The organism is Stagnihabitans sp. (assembly GCF_964946895.1).
Genome location: NZ_CBBQHX010000001.1, coordinates 193,258 through 208,110 on the forward strand (window position 1 = coordinate 193,258; position 14,853 = coordinate 208,110).

Annotated in this window: 12 protein-coding genes; 5 read left to right on the forward strand and 7 right to left on the reverse strand. The window is 63.7% G+C overall.

The window, feature by feature from the left end; genetic code table 11:
• Positions 1–250: 250 nt before the first annotated feature.
• Entirely contained in the window at positions 251–1,534 is a 1,284-nt protein-coding gene (locus AC1Y2B_RS00990) for a DUF3422 family protein (protein ID WP_482251169.1), read from the forward strand.
• Between the two features lie 76 nt (positions 1,535–1,610).
• Here AC1Y2B_RS00990 and AC1Y2B_RS00995 read toward each other — a convergent pair whose 3' ends face one another.
• The 5 genes from AC1Y2B_RS00995 to AC1Y2B_RS01015 form a co-directional block, all read right to left on the reverse strand.
• Positions 1,611–2,552 (reverse strand): ABC transporter permease, encoded by a 942-nt coding sequence (locus tag AC1Y2B_RS00995; RefSeq protein ID WP_482251170.1) that lies wholly within the window; start codon positions 2,550–2,552, stop codon positions 1,611–1,613.
• On the reverse strand, positions 2,545–3,552 hold the full coding sequence (locus tag AC1Y2B_RS01000; protein WP_482251274.1) for an ABC transporter permease: 1,008 nt from the start codon (positions 3,550–3,552) through the stop codon (positions 2,545–2,547). Before AC1Y2B_RS01000 ends, AC1Y2B_RS00995 begins: the two co-directional genes overlap by 8 nt.
• Before the next feature lie 91 nt (positions 3,553–3,643).
• Positions 3,644–5,344, reverse strand: a complete 1,701-nt coding sequence (locus AC1Y2B_RS01005) for a peptide ABC transporter substrate-binding protein (protein ID WP_482251171.1) — start codon at positions 5,342–5,344, stop codon at positions 3,644–3,646.
• 4 nt (positions 5,345–5,348) lie between these two features.
• Complete coding sequence (locus AC1Y2B_RS01010) at positions 5,349–6,413, reverse strand: ABC transporter ATP-binding protein (protein ID WP_482251172.1); 1,065 nt, start codon at positions 6,411–6,413, stop codon at positions 5,349–5,351.
• A 92-nt stretch (positions 6,414–6,505) separates the two neighbouring features.
• The gene (locus tag AC1Y2B_RS01015) at positions 6,506–7,510 is read right to left on the reverse strand and encodes an ABC transporter ATP-binding protein (protein ID WP_482251173.1); all 1,005 of its coding nucleotides are present in this window, start codon (positions 7,508–7,510) and stop codon (positions 6,506–6,508) included.
• A 292-nt stretch (positions 7,511–7,802) separates the two neighbouring features.
• Between AC1Y2B_RS01015 and argE the strand changes: the two genes are divergently transcribed.
• The 4 genes from argE (at position 7,803) to AC1Y2B_RS01035 (ending at position 12,521) form a co-directional block, all read left to right on the forward strand.
• Complete coding sequence (gene argE, locus AC1Y2B_RS01020; RefSeq protein WP_482251174.1) at positions 7,803–8,963, forward strand: acetylornithine deacetylase; 1,161 nt, start codon at positions 7,803–7,805, stop codon at positions 8,961–8,963.
• On the forward strand, positions 8,960–10,303 hold the full coding sequence (locus tag AC1Y2B_RS01025) for an NAD(P)/FAD-dependent oxidoreductase (RefSeq protein WP_482251175.1): 1,344 nt from the start codon (positions 8,960–8,962) through the stop codon (positions 10,301–10,303). The genes argE and AC1Y2B_RS01025 overlap by 4 nt, the downstream gene beginning before the upstream one ends.
• Positions 10,304–10,479: 176 nt before the next feature.
• Positions 10,480–11,643 (forward strand): M20 aminoacylase family protein, encoded by a 1,164-nt coding sequence (locus AC1Y2B_RS01030; protein ID WP_482251176.1) that lies wholly within the window; start codon positions 10,480–10,482, stop codon positions 11,641–11,643.
• Positions 11,644–11,945: 302 nt separating this feature from the next.
• Positions 11,946–12,521, forward strand: a complete 576-nt coding sequence (locus AC1Y2B_RS01035; protein WP_482251177.1) for a hypothetical protein — start codon at positions 11,946–11,948, stop codon at positions 12,519–12,521.
• Between the two features lie 102 nt (positions 12,522–12,623).
• Here the strand turns inward: AC1Y2B_RS01035 and moaA are convergent, their stop codons facing one another.
• Both moaA and rocF read right to left on the reverse strand, forming a co-directional pair.
• Positions 12,624–13,625, reverse strand: coding sequence for a GTP 3',8-cyclase MoaA (gene moaA / locus AC1Y2B_RS01040; protein ID WP_482251178.1), 1,002 nt, complete (start codon positions 13,623–13,625; stop codon positions 12,624–12,626).
• A 199-nt stretch (positions 13,626–13,824) separates the two neighbouring features.
• Positions 13,825–14,748, reverse strand: coding sequence for an arginase (rocF, locus tag AC1Y2B_RS01045; protein WP_482251179.1), 924 nt, complete (start codon positions 14,746–14,748; stop codon positions 13,825–13,827).
• Between the last annotated feature and the right edge of the window lie 105 nt (positions 14,749–14,853).

The following is a 14,853-nucleotide window of genomic DNA, read 5'->3' on the forward strand; positions in this document are numbered from 1 at the left end:
GCGCCGGTGCGGGTGACTGTGCCCGCTGTGCCCGCACCCGACAGGGCCAGATCGGCCAAGGTCGTTTTCCTCGCATTCCCCCGCAGCCGGGCCACGGTTCCCCCGCAACCCGCGGCTTTGTCCTGCGGTGCCCTGCAACTTTTTTGCCAGTCTACGGAAGTATACGCGCCAGAGCCGAAATTCCTGCGCCTTCCCGCTTTACCAAGGCCCGTCGGCTCCTAAAGTTCTGATGTTGACCGTGAGAGACCCCATGACCCTGACCGACCACCCCCTGCGCTACGCCCTTGTGAACGAGTTGCACGCCCGGCCCTTTCCGGTGCTGACCGTGCCCTGCACGGCCGCCTTCGTGGCGCTGATGGAAGAGGACGGTGCCACACGGGACCGCGCCAAGGACCGCGCCCATCTCTTGGCGCTGCTGGACCGTCACGGGTCCACCCATCCCCAGCCCGACGCCACGCATTTTTCGGGGCCGATCGGGCGGTCTGATCTGAAATGGGAAAGCCATACCGAGTTTGTCACCTACTCCGCCTTCACACCCGGCGTCTCGGCCCGCCCCTTTGATCCCTTTGAGGCCGAGGTCTTCCCCGAAGCCTGGCGCGCCATGGCCCCCGGCCGCTGCGCCACCTCGGTCCTGATCCGCATCGAGATGCAGCCCGAAACCGAGGCCGAGATGCTGTCCCGGCTGGAGGATTGGTTTGTCGCCGAAAGCCTTGCCGTGGCCCGGGTGGTCGACGGCGCCGCCGTGGTGGCGGGTGACTTCCGCATCGACCCGGCCGGCCACATGCGCTTTGCCGTCTTCGTGACACCCGGCACCGGCGCGCGCCGGGTCGGTCGCATCGTCCAGCGCCTGTGCGAGATTGAAACCTACCGCGCCATGTCGATGCTGGGCCTGATCAAGGCGCGGGAGCTGACCGCCAAGCTGAATGTGCTGGACCCGCGCCTGTCTGCCCTTGTCACCGGGCTTGATGCCGATGAACGTCCGGCGGAAGCCCCGCTGCATGAACTTCTGGCCATCGCTTCCGAACTGGAAAGCCTTGCGGTGCAAAGCAGCTTCCGCTTCGGCGCCACCACCGCCTATGAGGCCATCGTCACCCAACGCATCGCGGCCCTGCGTGAGGAGCGGGTCGAGGGCCGGCAAAGCTTTGGCGAGTTCATGATGCGCCGCTACGACCCTGCCATGCGCACGGTGAAATCCACCGAGGGCCGTCTGCGCTCGATGGCCGAACGCGCCCAACGGGCCGCCGAACTGTTGCGCACCCGCGTCGATGTCGAACGTTCTGCCCAGAACCAAGAGCTGCTGGCGTCGATGGACCGCCGCGCCGATCTGGCCCTGCGCCTGCAACACACCGTCGAGGGCCTGTCGGTGGTGGCGATCAGCTACTACGCCGTCAGCCTCGCCGCTTACATTGCAGCCCCGGTGGTCGAACATTTCGGCGTCGAAAAGCCCGTCGCCATGGCCTTGCTGACCCCTGTTGTGATCCTTGGCGTCTGGCTGGCCATTCGCCGCATCAAAGAGGCGATGCACAAGGATTGACCCCCCCGCACCCCCCGTTTCATTTGTTCATAAATATCACACGGGGGTGCAGGGGGTGTGAAACCCCCTGCTTCTGTCAGCGGCCGCGAATGCGCGGGTCCAGGGCATCGCGCAGGCCGTCACCGATGTAGTTGACCGACAGCACCGTCAGCGAAATCGCCAGACCCGGAATGATCACCCGGCTGGGATAAAGCTGCATGTAATCGACGCCGTCGTACAGCAACCGTCCCCAGGTCGGGAAATCGGGCGGGAAGCCCAGGCCCAGAAAGCTCAGCACGCTTTCGGTGATGATCGCATTGGCAATCCCCAAGGTTGCGGCCACCATGACCGGAGAGATCACATTCGGCAGGATATGCCGCACGATCAACCGCAGATTGGGCGTCCCGATGGACCGGGCGGCCAGCACGAACTCGCGTTCCTTCAGGGCCAGCACCTGACCGCGCACGATCCGGGCCGAGGACATCCAGCTGGTGATGCCGATGGCAAAGACGATCAGCAGGAAGGTCCCGGCCTCGGGTCCCACGACCTTGCGCACCGCATCGCCGAACAGCATCATCAGCACCAGCAGCAAGGGCAGCAGCGGCAGGGCCAGAAACAGGTCTGTCAGCCGCATCAGCATGCCGTCTAGCCGCTTGAAATAGCCCGCCAGCACGCCAATCCCGGTGCCGATCACGACCGAGATGGCCATCGCAACCGCCCCCACCGCCAAGGAGATCCGCCCGCCGTACAGCATCCGCGCCAGCACATCGCGTGCCAGTTGGTCGGTGCCCATCGGATGCGCCCATGTTGGCGGCTTGTTCCGGCCCAGCATCATCTTGGCCGCATTCGAATCCACATAGGCCGGGTCCAGAGTCCACAGGAAGGGTCCGATCAGGATCGCCAGGATCAGCAGGCACAGCACCACCAGCCCAGTCATGGCGCCCTTGTGGGTCTTGAACTGGTCCCAGATATCGCGGGCCTGACTGCGCGGCGGCGCCAGTTTCTCGATCTTGATGGTTCCGCGAGCGGCATCAGTCATAGCGGATCCTCGGGTCAAGCACGCCGTACAGGATGTCGGCAATCAGGTTGAAGGCGACGATCAGCACGGCGAAGATGAAGGTCAGCGTCTGCACCATCGGCAGGTCATTGGCATGGATGGCGCCAATCAGGGCCGCCCCGATGCCGTTCACCTTGAAGACGTTCTCGGTGATGATGGCGCCACCGAAGATGCCCGGAATCCCCAGCGCAATCACCGTCACCACCGGGATCAGCGAATTGCGCAGCACGTGTTTCAGCACAACCGTGCCCTCGCCCATGCCCTTGGCGCGGGCGGTGCGGACATAGTCCTGGCCCAGATTCTCCAGCATGGACGACCTTGTGTAGCGGCTGATCTCGGCCGCGTTGAACAGGGCCAGCACGGTCACGGGCAGGGCCATCTGCTTGACCTGCGCCAGAAGACTGGCCCAGTCCTGCACGATCAGCGACGTGTTGTAGATCGAGGGGAACCACTTCAGCCAGATCGAGAAGATCACGATCAACAGCACCCCGGTGAAGAAGGTCGGCACAGAATAGCCCAGCATGGCGATGAAGGTGCCCAGCTGGTCGAACCACGAATATTGCCGGTAAGCCGAATAGATGCCGATCGGCACGGCGATCAGGACGCCTACCAGATAGGCGGTGCCGATCACGGTCAGGGTCTGCGGGATCCGCTCGCCGATCGTGGTGAACACCGGGCTGCGGGTTTGGTACGAGATGATGCGCTGTTCGCCATCGACGACATGGGTGCCGAACAGGATGTCCAGCTGGTGCATCGGCTCGACCCAGAAGAACTGGCGCAGCCACAGAAGGTAGCGCACGAACACCGGCTGATCGGCACCCATCGCTGCAATCATCTTCAGGCGCACCTCGGGCGGCACGGTGATAGGAATTTCCGACAAGGGGCTGCCGGGCGCCAGATCGACCAGAAGGAAGATCACCAGCGAGATCAGCAGCAGCGTGGGAATGGCAAGCAAGAGCCTGCGCAGGGTGTAGGTCAGCATCGGGTGCTTGCCTTGCATGAAGCGGGCCTTGATCGCAGGCCCCGTCAACGGGGAGGGCGGGCCAGAAGCCCGCCCTCCGGTTTGGGTCAGATCACTTGGTGCGGGTCCAGTCCTGCACGTTCCAAAGTTCCGAATCCCAGACGTTCAGCACCACGCCACCCAGCGTGTTGGAGGCGGCCGACAAACGGCCACGGTCCACCAGCGGCACGGTCGCATAGTTGACCTTGGTGATGATGTCGTTCAGCTTTTTGGCAATCTCGCCGCGCTTGGCCGGGTCAGCGGTCTTCGAAAGCTCATCCGCCAGCTTGTCATAGTCCGCATTGCAGAAGCGCGGCACGTTCTCGCCCTGCCATTGCAGCTTCGGAGACGGGATCTTGTCGCACTTGTATTGCGCGAGGAAGGCTTCCGGGTCGGTGCCGTCAAAGTTGTTGGCGAACATTTCGACGTCGGCATAGAACTTCTGGTAGGTGTCGGGCGAACCCGCATCGCCGCCGAAGAACACCGAAGCGTCAATCGACTTCAGTTCGACGTCCACGCCCAGTTCCGTCCACCACGACTTGATCAGGCTCTGGAAGTCCTGACGCACCGGGTTGACGGTGGTCTGGTAAACCAGATGCAGCTTCTTGCCATCCTTTTCCCGGATGCCATCGGCGCCGACCTTCCAGCCCGCGTCATCCAGCAGCTTCTTGGCACCCGCCATGTCCTGCGCCAGATAGGCGGAATCGTCCGAGGCATAGGCCTCGGGGGCCGGAACGATGTTCATCGTCGGCTTGCCGGCGGTGCCATAGCCCACGTCAACCAGCGCCTGACGGTCAATCGCCATCGACAGCGCCTTCCTGACATTCACATCCGACAGGATCGGGTGCGGATGGGCGACGGTAGACCGTTCGCCTTCCTTCAGATCCGGCGACGGGTCGGTCAGGTTCATTTCCAGACGCTCGGTCAGGGTGCCGAAGCCGTTGACGAAATGGCCCTTGCCGCCTGCCGCCATCTGGGTCTGCAGTTCCGGGTTCACTTGCGTGTTCCAAGCATAGTCGAACTCACCGGTTTCCAGAACCGCACGCGCCGCCGCTTCCGCATCGCCGCCGCCCTTCAGGGTCATGGTCGCGAAAGCCGGTTTGGCGGGGTCACGGTAGTTCGGGTTGGCTTCCAGTTCGGTCGTGTCGTTGGTCTTGAACGAGACGACGCGGAACGGGCCGGTGCCGATCGGCATGTTGTTGGCATCGGTGCAGGTGGGGGCCGCTGCGCCGACGCATTTGGCGAATTGCTTGGCCTGCAGAACCGGGGCCGTGGCACCTACGAACGAGACGTAGGGGTTGGGTTTGGGGGCATCAAACGTGATCACGATAGTCGAGGCATCCGGCGTTTCCACCGACTTCACGCCTTCGAACTTCGAGGCCTGTGCGCAGCCGCCATCCGGGGCCTTGCAATAGTCATAGGTGAACTTTACGTCGGCCGAGGTCACCGGCGTGCCATCAGACCACAGAAGGCCCGGCTTCAGCTTCCAGGTGATCGAGGTCAGGTCCTTGGCGACGCCGCCATTTTCGACGGTCGGCACTTCGACGGCCAGACGCGGGAAGACCACGCCCTTTTCGTCAAAGCCCGCCAGCGGTTCCAGGATCAGCGAGGAGGCCTCAAGATCCTTGGTGCCGCCCGACAGATAGGGGTTCAGGATCGAGGGGGCCTGCCAATACAGCACATTGACGTGGCCGTCCGACCCGCGGTCGGCAAAGGCCGCGCCCGCCATCGACAGGATGGCTGCGGCGCTTAGAAGATACGTCTTCAAACGCATGGGGTTACACTCCTTGTTGTTGCAGTTGGTCTTGTCCGCCCCGCGTTGATGTCGCAGGTGCGGTGGTCTTGTTGTGGTGGCTTTGCGGATAAAGGTGGCAGGCGACCTGTCGGCCCGGCTCAACCTCGATCAGGGCCGGGCGGTCGGTGCGGCAGATCTCCATCACCTTGGGGCAGCGCGTGCAGAAGGCGCAGCCCTTCGGCGGATTGGCCGGCGAGGGGACGTCGCCCTTCAAGATGATGCGCTGGCGGCTTCCTTCGCGGTCAGGGTCCGGTTCGGGCACCGCCGACAAAAGCGCTTCGGCATAGGGGTGCAGCGGGCGCGCATAAAGCGCGTCGCGGGGCGAAAGCTCGGCAATGCGGCCCAGATACATGACCGCGACCCGGTCGGCGATGTGGCGCACCATCGACAGGTCGTGGCTGATGAACAGATAAGTCAGGCCCAGCCGGTCCTGCAGGTCCTCCAGCAAATTGACGACCTGCGCCTGGATCGAGACGTCCAGCGCTGCAATCGGCTCGTCGCAGACAATGAACCGGGGGTTCAGCGCCAAGGCGCGGGCGATCCCGATCCGCTGACGCTGCCCGCCCGAGAATTCATGCGGATAGCGGTTGGCAAAGCGGCGGTTGAGGCCGACCTGATCCATCAACTCGTAAATCCGCGCCAGCCGATCGTCGGCGTTCATGCCGGAATGCTCGATCAGCGGTTCGCCGATGATCTGCGCCAGCGTCATGCGCGGGTTGAGGCTGGCCTGCGGGTCCTGAAACACCATCTGCATCTGCGGCCGCTTCTTGCGCAGCGCCTCGGGTGCCAGCGCCAGAATGTCATCGCCTGCGATTTCCACCGAACCGGCGGTGGGTTCGTAAAGCCGGATCAGCGCCCGTCCCACGGTGGACTTGCCGCAGCCGCTTTCGCCGACAAGGCCAAGAGTTTCGCCCGCCATGATGTCAAAGCTGACCCCATCCACCGCCTTCACGTCGCCGGTATGACGGCGCAGCACCCCGGTGTGGATGGGGAAATACATCTTGAGGTCGCGCACCCTGACCAGAGGGGTGGGGGAGGCGTCAAGCATGGGGCCCCTCCGCAAGATGGGCAGCATTGCCCATCCTACCCAAAGCCGGGGACAAGGTCGGATGGGCCATATGGCCCATCTTTGGCATCCGTTCAGCCATTCTCGGCCTCCCAATGGCAGGCAACGTCATGGCCCTTCAGAAGCGGGTTGTCATCCACCGCGCGGCGCAGCGGGTTTTCTTCGTCACAGCGCAGGAACGCATGGGCGCAGCGCGGCGCGAAGGGGCAGGAGGTCGGGTCCTCCATCATGATCGGCGGCTGCCCCTCGATCACCTGCAACCGCGCCTCGCGCGCGCCGGTCAGCGAGGGCACCGTCTTCAGAAGGGCGCGGGTATAGGGATGCTGGGGCCGGGCGAAAAGGTCCTTGACCGGGCCATGTTCAACCACCTGTCCGCCATACATCACCATCACCCGGTCAGCGATGCCGGCAATCACGCCCAGATCATGGGTGATCCAGATGATCGCCATGCCCAGCTTCTGGCGCAACTCTTTCACCAGCTCCAGGATCTGCGCCTGAATGGTCACATCCAGCGCCGTCGTCGGTTCATCGGCAATCAGCACGTCGGGGTCGCAGGCCAAGGCGATGGCAATCATCACCCGCTGGCGCATGCCACCGGAAAACTGGTGCGGATAACTGTCGAGCCGGCTGGCCGCATCCGGAATGCCCACCAGCTCCAGCAACTCCACCGCGCGGGTCTTGGCTTGATCCTTGGAAAGGCCCATGTGGCGGATCAAAGGCTCCATGATCTGAAAGCCCACCTGAAACACCGGGTTCAGACTGGTCATCGGGTCCTGAAACACGAAGCCCACCTTGGCCCCGCGCACCTCGCGCAAGTCCGCCGGGCTGATCTTCAGAATGTCGCGCCCGCCCAGCCAGACCTCTCCGGCCCGCACCTCGGCCGGCGGCATCGGCAACAGGCCGATCAACGACATCATCGTCACCGACTTGCCAGAGCCACTTTCCCCCACAACGCCCAGAAGTTCACCCCGCTTGAGATGAAAGCTGACCCGGTTGACGGCATGAACCTCACCCCCTCGGGTGCGGAACACAGTCTTCAGGCCCCGAACGTCCAGGACGGCGTCGCCCCCATCGGGCATGTAGATCTCCCCAGGTCTTTGTTATTCTTGTTGTTCTACGTTCTGGTCGGGCCAACTCTGTCCGGTGGCCTCGCCTGAGGTGCAGCTTTGTCGATTTCGTCCGACCGATCAATCCTGAATCTTTTCCGGTCATGGCCCGCCTGACGTGGCGTCATGCGCGCGCCGCCATCGCTTGCCGCCCAAGGCGCGGATTTCAGAATGCCATGCTGCACCGCCCGAACCGGGCCCGAGGTCGTGTTGACACCGCCCTTTCGGCAAGGGAGGTTCAGCCGCGCAACCCAAGGGGACAGACATGGCAGAGGCTTTGACCGCGCTCGAGATTCTCGCCCGGCTGGTGGCTTTTCCCACCGTCAGCCGCGACAGCAATCTGGCGCTGATCGACTGGCTGGAGGGCTATCTGGCCTCACATGCCATCCCCACCACCCGGCAATGGACCGCCGATCGCACCAAAGCCGCCCTTCTGGCCCATGCCGGCCCCCTGGTGCCGGGCGGTATCGTCTTGTCAGGCCATTCCGACGTGGTGCCGGTTGATGGCCAGACCTGGACCTCGGATCCCTGGACGCTGACCCAGCGCGATGACCGCCTTTATGGGCGCGGCAGCACCGACATGAAGGGGTTCGTCGCGCTGTCGGTCTGGGCGCTGGTCGAGGCGCAGCGGCGCGGGGTGCGTCGTCCGTTGCAACTGGCGCTGTCTTACGACGAGGAACTGGGCTGCACCGGGGCGGCGCCCATGCTGGACACGCTGGTCACAGCCTTTCCCAAGGCCGATCTGGCGATCATCGGCGAACCCTCGCGCCTCAAGCCCATTCATGGCCACAAGGGCGGCACCGGCTTCAAGGTGCACGTGAAAGGCTTCGAGGTGCATTCCTCGCTGCTGCCGCAGGGCGTCTCGGCGATCATGGAGGCAGCGCGGCTGGTAAGCTGGATCAACGACCGCAATGCGGCGCTGCAGGGGCCGCAGCCCACGGCCCTGGCCGCCCGCTTCGATCCGCCCTTTACCACGCTGCATGTTGGCATGATCAGCGGCGGCACCGCGCATAACATCACCGCCGCGGATTGCCGCTTTGTCACCGAATTCCGCGTGGTGCCCGGCGAAGAGATCGAAGACCTTGCCACCGATTTCGAGGCCGCAGCCCTTGCGTTGCACCGCGCCATCACAGCCGTCCGGCCCGAGGCCGGCGTGCATCTGGACCGCTTCTTCCGCGTGCCCCCGCTGGTTCCCGAAGCCCAGGGTGCTGCCGAGGCTTTGGTGCGCAAGCTGACCGGCGCCAATGCCGGTGGTGTGGTGTCTTACGGCACCGAGGCGGGGTTCTTCCAGGCCGCCGGATATTCCGCCGTGGTCTGTGGTCCGGGCGATATTGCGCAGGCGCATCAACCGGATGAATATCTGGAGGTGAGCGAATTTCAGGCCGGACAACGCTTCATGTCCCGCCTTCTGGAGGACTTGGCATGAACGGCCCGATCACCATCCAAACCCCGATCCACTTTCCCGGTCCGCCTCCGGCCGAGGCCGATGTCGTGGTGATCGGCGGCGGCATCATCGGGGTGATGACGGCGTGGTATCTGGCCGAAAAGGGCATCCGCGTGGTCTTGTGCGAAAAGGGCCGGGTGGCGGGCGAACAGTCCAGCCGGAACTGGGGTTGGATCCGCCAGCAAGGCCGCGATTTCGCCGAACTGCCGATCATGATGGAAAGCATGAAGATCTGGCAGGGCCTGTCCGAACAGTTTGGCCGCAAGCTGGGCTTCAAACAAGACGGCGTCATGTACCTTGCCCGCACCCAGGAAGAGATGCGCGGGTTTGAGGACTGGATGACGCAGGCGCGCGGCATGGGGCTGGACGTCCGCCTGCAATCCTCGATGCAGGTCTACGAGCGGATGACCGGGGCCACGGTGCAATGGGTTGGCGGGCTTTGGACCGCCTCGGACGCCCGGGCCGAACCTTGGGTGGCAGTGCCGCTGCTGGCGCAGGGCGCACAGGACCGGGGTGCGGTGATCGTGGAAGACTGCGCGGTGCGCCGGGTGGATGTGCAGGGCGGCCGGATTGCAGGCGTTTTCACGGAAAAGGGTCGGATTGCCTGCGATCAGGTGGTGGTGGCGGGCGGGTCCTGGTCCGCGCTGCTGCTGCGCACGCTGGGCGTCAGCATCCCGCAACTGTCGGTGCTGGCCTCGGTCGGCCAGACCGAACCCTTGCCCGAGGTCTTTGCCGGCAATGCTGCCGATGACCGCTTTGCCTTCCGCCGGCGGGCCGATGGCGGCTATACCGTGGCCCCCGGCGCGCGGCATGATTTCTTCCTTGGCCCCGACGCTTTCCGCCATTTCGCGGCGTTCCTGCCGGTGCTGAAGAAGGATTACAAGTCGACCAAGATGCACCTGCGTGGCCCCAAGGACTATCCCGACGCCTGGAGCACGCCGCGCCAATGGAGCGAGGACGAGATCTCGCCCTTCGAGCGGATGCGCGTCTTGAACCCGCAGCCCAACCTGAAGGCGCTGGCCAAGGTGCAGGACGATTTCGCCACCGCGTTTCCCGAACTTGGCCGCCCGGTGCTGCGGCGGACCTGGGCCGGCATGATCGACACGATCCCCGATGTGGTGCCGGTGGTGGACCGCGTGGCTTCTGTGCCGGGACTGGTGATCGCGACCGGCATGTGCGGCCACGGCTTCGGGATAGGGCCTGGCATGGGGCGGGTGGTGGCAGATCTGGTGGCCGGCCATGCGGTGGGCCACGATCTGCAGCGTTTCCGGCTGTCGCGGTTCAGCGACGGGTCAAGGCGCGTGCCGGGGCCGTCGCTGTAGGGCTTGCAGCCGGCGGGGCCAGGCGGGGGGCTGCCGCCCCCCGCACCCCCTGCTTCGGGAGGGTTTTCCACCCTCCCGAACCCCTCCCGAGGATATTTGCACCAAGGTGAAAGGGGCAGGCTGGGGCTTGTTCTGCAAGGGGGTTTGGCGGATGCTTTGGGCAAAGGAGAGCCATCATGCCCGTCAAGAACCGCTTTGCCGAAATGCTGCCCGAGATCACCGAATGGCGCAGGGATTTCCACATGCATCCGGAGTTGTTGTTCGACGTGCACCGGACCGCCGCACGGGTGGCGGACCTGTGCCGGTCGTTCGGCTGTGACGAGGTGGTCGAGGGCATCGGGCGCACCGGCGTGGTGGCGGTGATCAAGGGGCGCCACAGTGGCTCGGGCCGGGTGATTGGCCTGCGCGCAGATATGGATGCCTTGCCGATCAAGGAGTTGACTGGGGTGGACTATGCCTCCACCGTGCCGGGCAAGATGCATGCCTGCGGGCATGACGGGCATACGGCGATGCTGCTGGGGGCTGCGAAATATCTGGCGGAGACGCGGAATTTTGATGGTGTGGCCGTCTGCATCTTCCAGCCCGCCGAGGAGGGTGGCGGCGGCGGGCGGGAGATGGTGGCCGAGGGGATGATGGAGCGGTTTGGCATTCAGGAAGTCTACGGCATGCATAATATGCCAGGGATTCCAGTGGGTTCCTTTGCGATCCGTGAGGGCGCCATGATGGCCGCGGCGGATCAGTTTGACATTCTGATCACCGGGAAAGGCGGTCATGCTGCCAAGCCGCATGACTGTATTGATCCGGTTGTCGTGGCCTCGCACATGATCCTGGCGCTCCAGACCATTGCCAGCCGCACGGTGGACCCTTTGAAGCAGGTCGTGGTGTCGGTCTGCGTGGTGGAAACCGACAGCCCGGCGCATAATGTCATCCCGCAGACGGTCAAGCTGAAGGGCACCGTGCGGACGATGGACCACGACGTGCAGGATCTGGTCGAGAAGCGCCTGTGCGAGATAGCCTCGGGCACGGCACTAGCCCTTGGGGCGCGGGCTGATGTGGACTACCGCCGGGGGTATCCGGTGACGGTGAATGCGGTGGAGAATACCGGGTATGCGGCGGCGGTGGCCAAGGCGATTTCGCCTTCCGTCGACACCGATACCGCGCCGCTGATGGGGGCGGAGGATTTCAGCTTCATGCTGAATGAGCGCCCCGGCGCCTATATCTTCGTGGGCAATGGCGACACGGCGATGGTGCACCACCCGGCCTATAACTTCGACGACAATGTCATTCCGTTCGGGTCAAGCTGGTATGCCGGGATGGTGGAGACGCGGATGCCGGTTTAGGGGGAGTCGGGGTGCACCCTGACCTACAAGTGCTTGCGGGCGCTCGGTTAATCTGGGGTGAGGTGGGGGAAGGGCGCGTCTTTTTGGCGTCTTGCTTCTGTCTTCCTTTCGTCTCTACGCGCGGGGGGAAGAGGGGGCGTTAACCATGATTTGGCGAATCGGGGCGGGGGAGAGGGGCGGTTTGGGTGAAGAACGGCGGGTAATAATTTGACTTATTTATATATTCTGTGGAGGAAAGTGATTGCGCACGGCAAGATTGCCGGTTTTCATGGTTCAAAGGGAACGGCAACCAAATGAACAGAATGACCACCCGAAGATTTCTTATTGCTTTGTTCTCCAACGTGTTTGCGATGCTGTGTTTGCCCTTCTTGATCGCTATCGTTGTATTCGTCGTCCCGGTTTCTGACGCTCGCTTGAGTGAAGGCGCGTTGCGCATTTCAAGATTGGTGCCGGGATTGGGTGAAACATTCTACAATCTGCAGCAGTTTCAATCCAGATCAGATGCGTCTAAGTTCGTCTTGGCCCAATTCTATGGCTTTTCCGTGCAATCGATCTTGGCAATACTTAGTGCAATAGGTTGGAGTCTGGCGGTTCGCGTGTTTAACGGAGGAAATCTGAAAGAAGCGAGAACAGGCAAGGATGATGGTTCTGACTCAGATAGAAATAGGCGGCGTTTGAGGGCAGAAGCGCTTGTGTTCGTCGTGCTGCTGTCCATGTTCCTGATATTCTACTTTCTTCCAGTCGCCTACGTCCCAGCCGCTGGAACAGCGCCGGGGAAAGCCTACTGGGGTTCCTTAGGCATGGCCGCGCTCCTCAATTCACTGTGGGGAATATTTCTGTTTATGTGGTTGTGTTCAATTCTTGGAGGGCGTCGATAGGATGCTCTATTGGAAAACTAAGATTTGCTTAAGCTAGCAACGGGCTGCGATGAAGGTAGCGTGCCAATGGTGCATGTGCCAATGCCTTGTGGAAGAATACCCTCATCCCCCCGTATGGCTCATGTGCCGCGACACCTGCCCGGCCACCTTCGCCCGCGAGTAATCGAAGTCATGCCCCTTGGGCTTCCTTGAAATTGCCGCCCGGATTGCCGCCTCCAGCGGGGCATCCGACGCACTCGCCCGCAACGGCGCGCGCAAATCCGCCATGTCCTCTTGGCCGAGGCACATGTACAACTCCCCCGTGCAGGTGATCCGCACGCGGTTGCAGCTTTCGCAGAAGTTGTGGGTCAGGGGGGTGATCAGGCCGATCTTCTGGCCGGTCTCTTCCAGCCGCAGATAGCGGGCGGGGCCGCCGGTTTTCTCGGCGAGGTCGGTGATGGTGAACCGCTCGGCCAGACGGGCGCGCAGGTCGGAGAGCGCCCAGTACTGGTCTGCGCGTTCGACGGTGCCCATGTCGCCCATCGGCATGACCTCGATGAAGGTCAGGTCGTGGCCATCGCGGGCGCACCAGTCGGTGAGGGTGAAAAGTTCATCCTCGTTGAAGCCCTTCAGCGCCACGGCGTTGATCTTGACGCGCAGGCCCGCTTCCCTGGCCGCCGCAATCCCGTCCAGCACCTGAGAGAGCCGCCCCCACCGGGTGATCTCGGCAAACTTCGCATCGTCCAAAGTGTCGACCGAGACGTTGATGCGCTTGACGCCGCAGGCCGCCAGATCCGCCGCATATTTGCGCAGCTGCGAGCCGTTGGTGGTGACGGTCAGTTCCTTCAAGCCATGGCCCAGCTTCTGCCCCATCGCTTCGAAGAAGGACATGATCCCCTTCCTCACCAAAGGCTCCCCCCCCGTGATCCGCAACTTTTCCACGCCCATGCGGATGAAGGTGGAACACAGCCGCTCCAGTTCTTCCAGCGACAGCAGTTCCGCCTTGGGCAGGAAGGTCATGTGTTCCGTCATGCAATAGGCGCAGCGGAAATCGCAGCGGTCCGTGACGGAGACGCGCAGGTACGAGATGGCGCGGGCGAAGGGGTCGATCAGCGGTGCGGTCATGCAATGACTGTAGTGCGGAACCTGCCCGGGGAAAACCCTCAGTCTTTCTTCGCCATTCACCTTGGCCCAAATATCCTCGGGAGGGGTTCGGGAGGGTGGAAAACCCTCCCGAAGCTGGGGGTGCGGGGGACGGCAGTCCCCCGCCGTCTCGGGTCCGCCGAGCGGCGGGGCCGGGCTTCGGCCCGGACCCGCTTGGGCTTCAGAAGCTGCGGGTCGGGCGGTCAAAGACCTTGCGGCCCATCAGGCTGCCCACCAGGTCGACCATCAGCTTGGCCGTCTTGCCGCGTTCGTCCAGGAAAGGGTTCAGTTCCACCAGATCCAGCGACGTCACCAGGCCAGATTCGTGCAAAAGCTCCATCACCAGATGCGCCTCGCGAAAGGTTGTCCCGCCGGGAACGGTCGTCCCCACTGCCGGGGCGATGGCGGGGTCGAGGAAATCGACATCGAGCGAGACATGCAGCATGCCGCCCGCGGCCTGAACCGCCGCAAGGAATTCGCGCAAGGGGGCCACGATGCCGCGTTCATCCAGCACGCGCATGTCGTTGATGGCGATGTCATGGGTCAGAAGCGCGGCATGTTCGGCAGGGTCGACCGAGCGGATGCCGTAAAGGCAGATCCGCTCGGCCGGGATCACGCCGGGGAAGGGCGGGAAGGCGTCGAACCCCGAGCGGCCGGCGATATAGGCCACGGGGGTGCCGTGCAGGTTGCCCGAGGTAGTGGTCAGGGGCGTGTGAAAATCGGAATGGGCGTCAAGCCACAGCAGGAACAGCGGGCGGTCCACCGCTTTGGCATGGGCCGCAGCCCCCGCGACCGATCCCAGCGCCAGCGCGTGATCGCCGCCCAGCACCATGGGCAAAGCGCCTAGCGCCAACGCTTTGGCGACGGCTTCGGCCAGAACCGCGGTCCAGCCGAGGATTTCAGGCAGGGAATGCACCACGGGGTTGGCGCAGGTGGCCGGGCGCAGGTCGGGCAGGGTCAGGTCGCCCCAATCCTCTACCGTGTGGCCCAGTTCGGCAATCGCCGCCCCCAGACCCGCGACGCGGTAGGCCATCGGCCCCATCACGCAGCCGGCCCGTCTTTGTCCGGCATCAATCGGCGCGCCGATCAGGGTGGTTCTGGCCATGTCATCCTCCATCTGTCGCGGCATATATCCGGGCTCTGGCCACGCCCGTCCATGGGCAAAGTGCTGCAAACCGGGGCGCGGACCAGGCGATTTGCCAACCCGGTT

Coding starts and splice junctions, on each gene's coding strand:
- AC1Y2B_RS00990 (WP_482251169.1), top strand. CDS start 251: ATGACCCTGACCGACCACCCCCTGCGCTACGCCCTTGTGAACGAGTTG.
- AC1Y2B_RS01015 (WP_482251173.1), bottom strand. CDS start 7,510: ATGCCCGATGGGGGCGACGCCGTCCTGGACGTTCGGGGCCTGAAGACT.
- argE (WP_482251174.1), top strand. CDS start 7,803: ATGGCAGAGGCTTTGACCGCGCTCGAGATTCTCGCCCGGCTGGTGGCT.
- AC1Y2B_RS01000 (WP_482251274.1), bottom strand. CDS start 3,552: ATGCTGACCTACACCCTGCGCAGGCTCTTGCTTGCCATTCCCACGCTG.
- AC1Y2B_RS01030 (WP_482251176.1), top strand. CDS start 10,480: ATGCCCGTCAAGAACCGCTTTGCCGAAATGCTGCCCGAGATCACCGAA.
- AC1Y2B_RS01005 (WP_482251171.1), bottom strand. CDS start 5,344: ATGCGTTTGAAGACGTATCTTCTAAGCGCCGCAGCCATCCTGTCGATG.
- rocF (WP_482251179.1), bottom strand. CDS start 14,748: ATGGCCAGAACCACCCTGATCGGCGCGCCGATTGATGCCGGACAAAGA.
- AC1Y2B_RS01025 (WP_482251175.1), top strand. CDS start 8,960: ATGAACGGCCCGATCACCATCCAAACCCCGATCCACTTTCCCGGTCCG.
- moaA (WP_482251178.1), bottom strand. CDS start 13,625: ATGACCGCACCGCTGATCGACCCCTTCGCCCGCGCCATCTCGTACCTG.
- AC1Y2B_RS01035 (WP_482251177.1), top strand. CDS start 11,946: ATGACCACCCGAAGATTTCTTATTGCTTTGTTCTCCAACGTGTTTGCG.
- AC1Y2B_RS01010 (WP_482251172.1), bottom strand. CDS start 6,413: ATGCTTGACGCCTCCCCCACCCCTCTGGTCAGGGTGCGCGACCTCAAG.
- AC1Y2B_RS00995 (WP_482251170.1), bottom strand. CDS start 2,552: ATGACTGATGCCGCTCGCGGAACCATCAAGATCGAGAAACTGGCGCCG.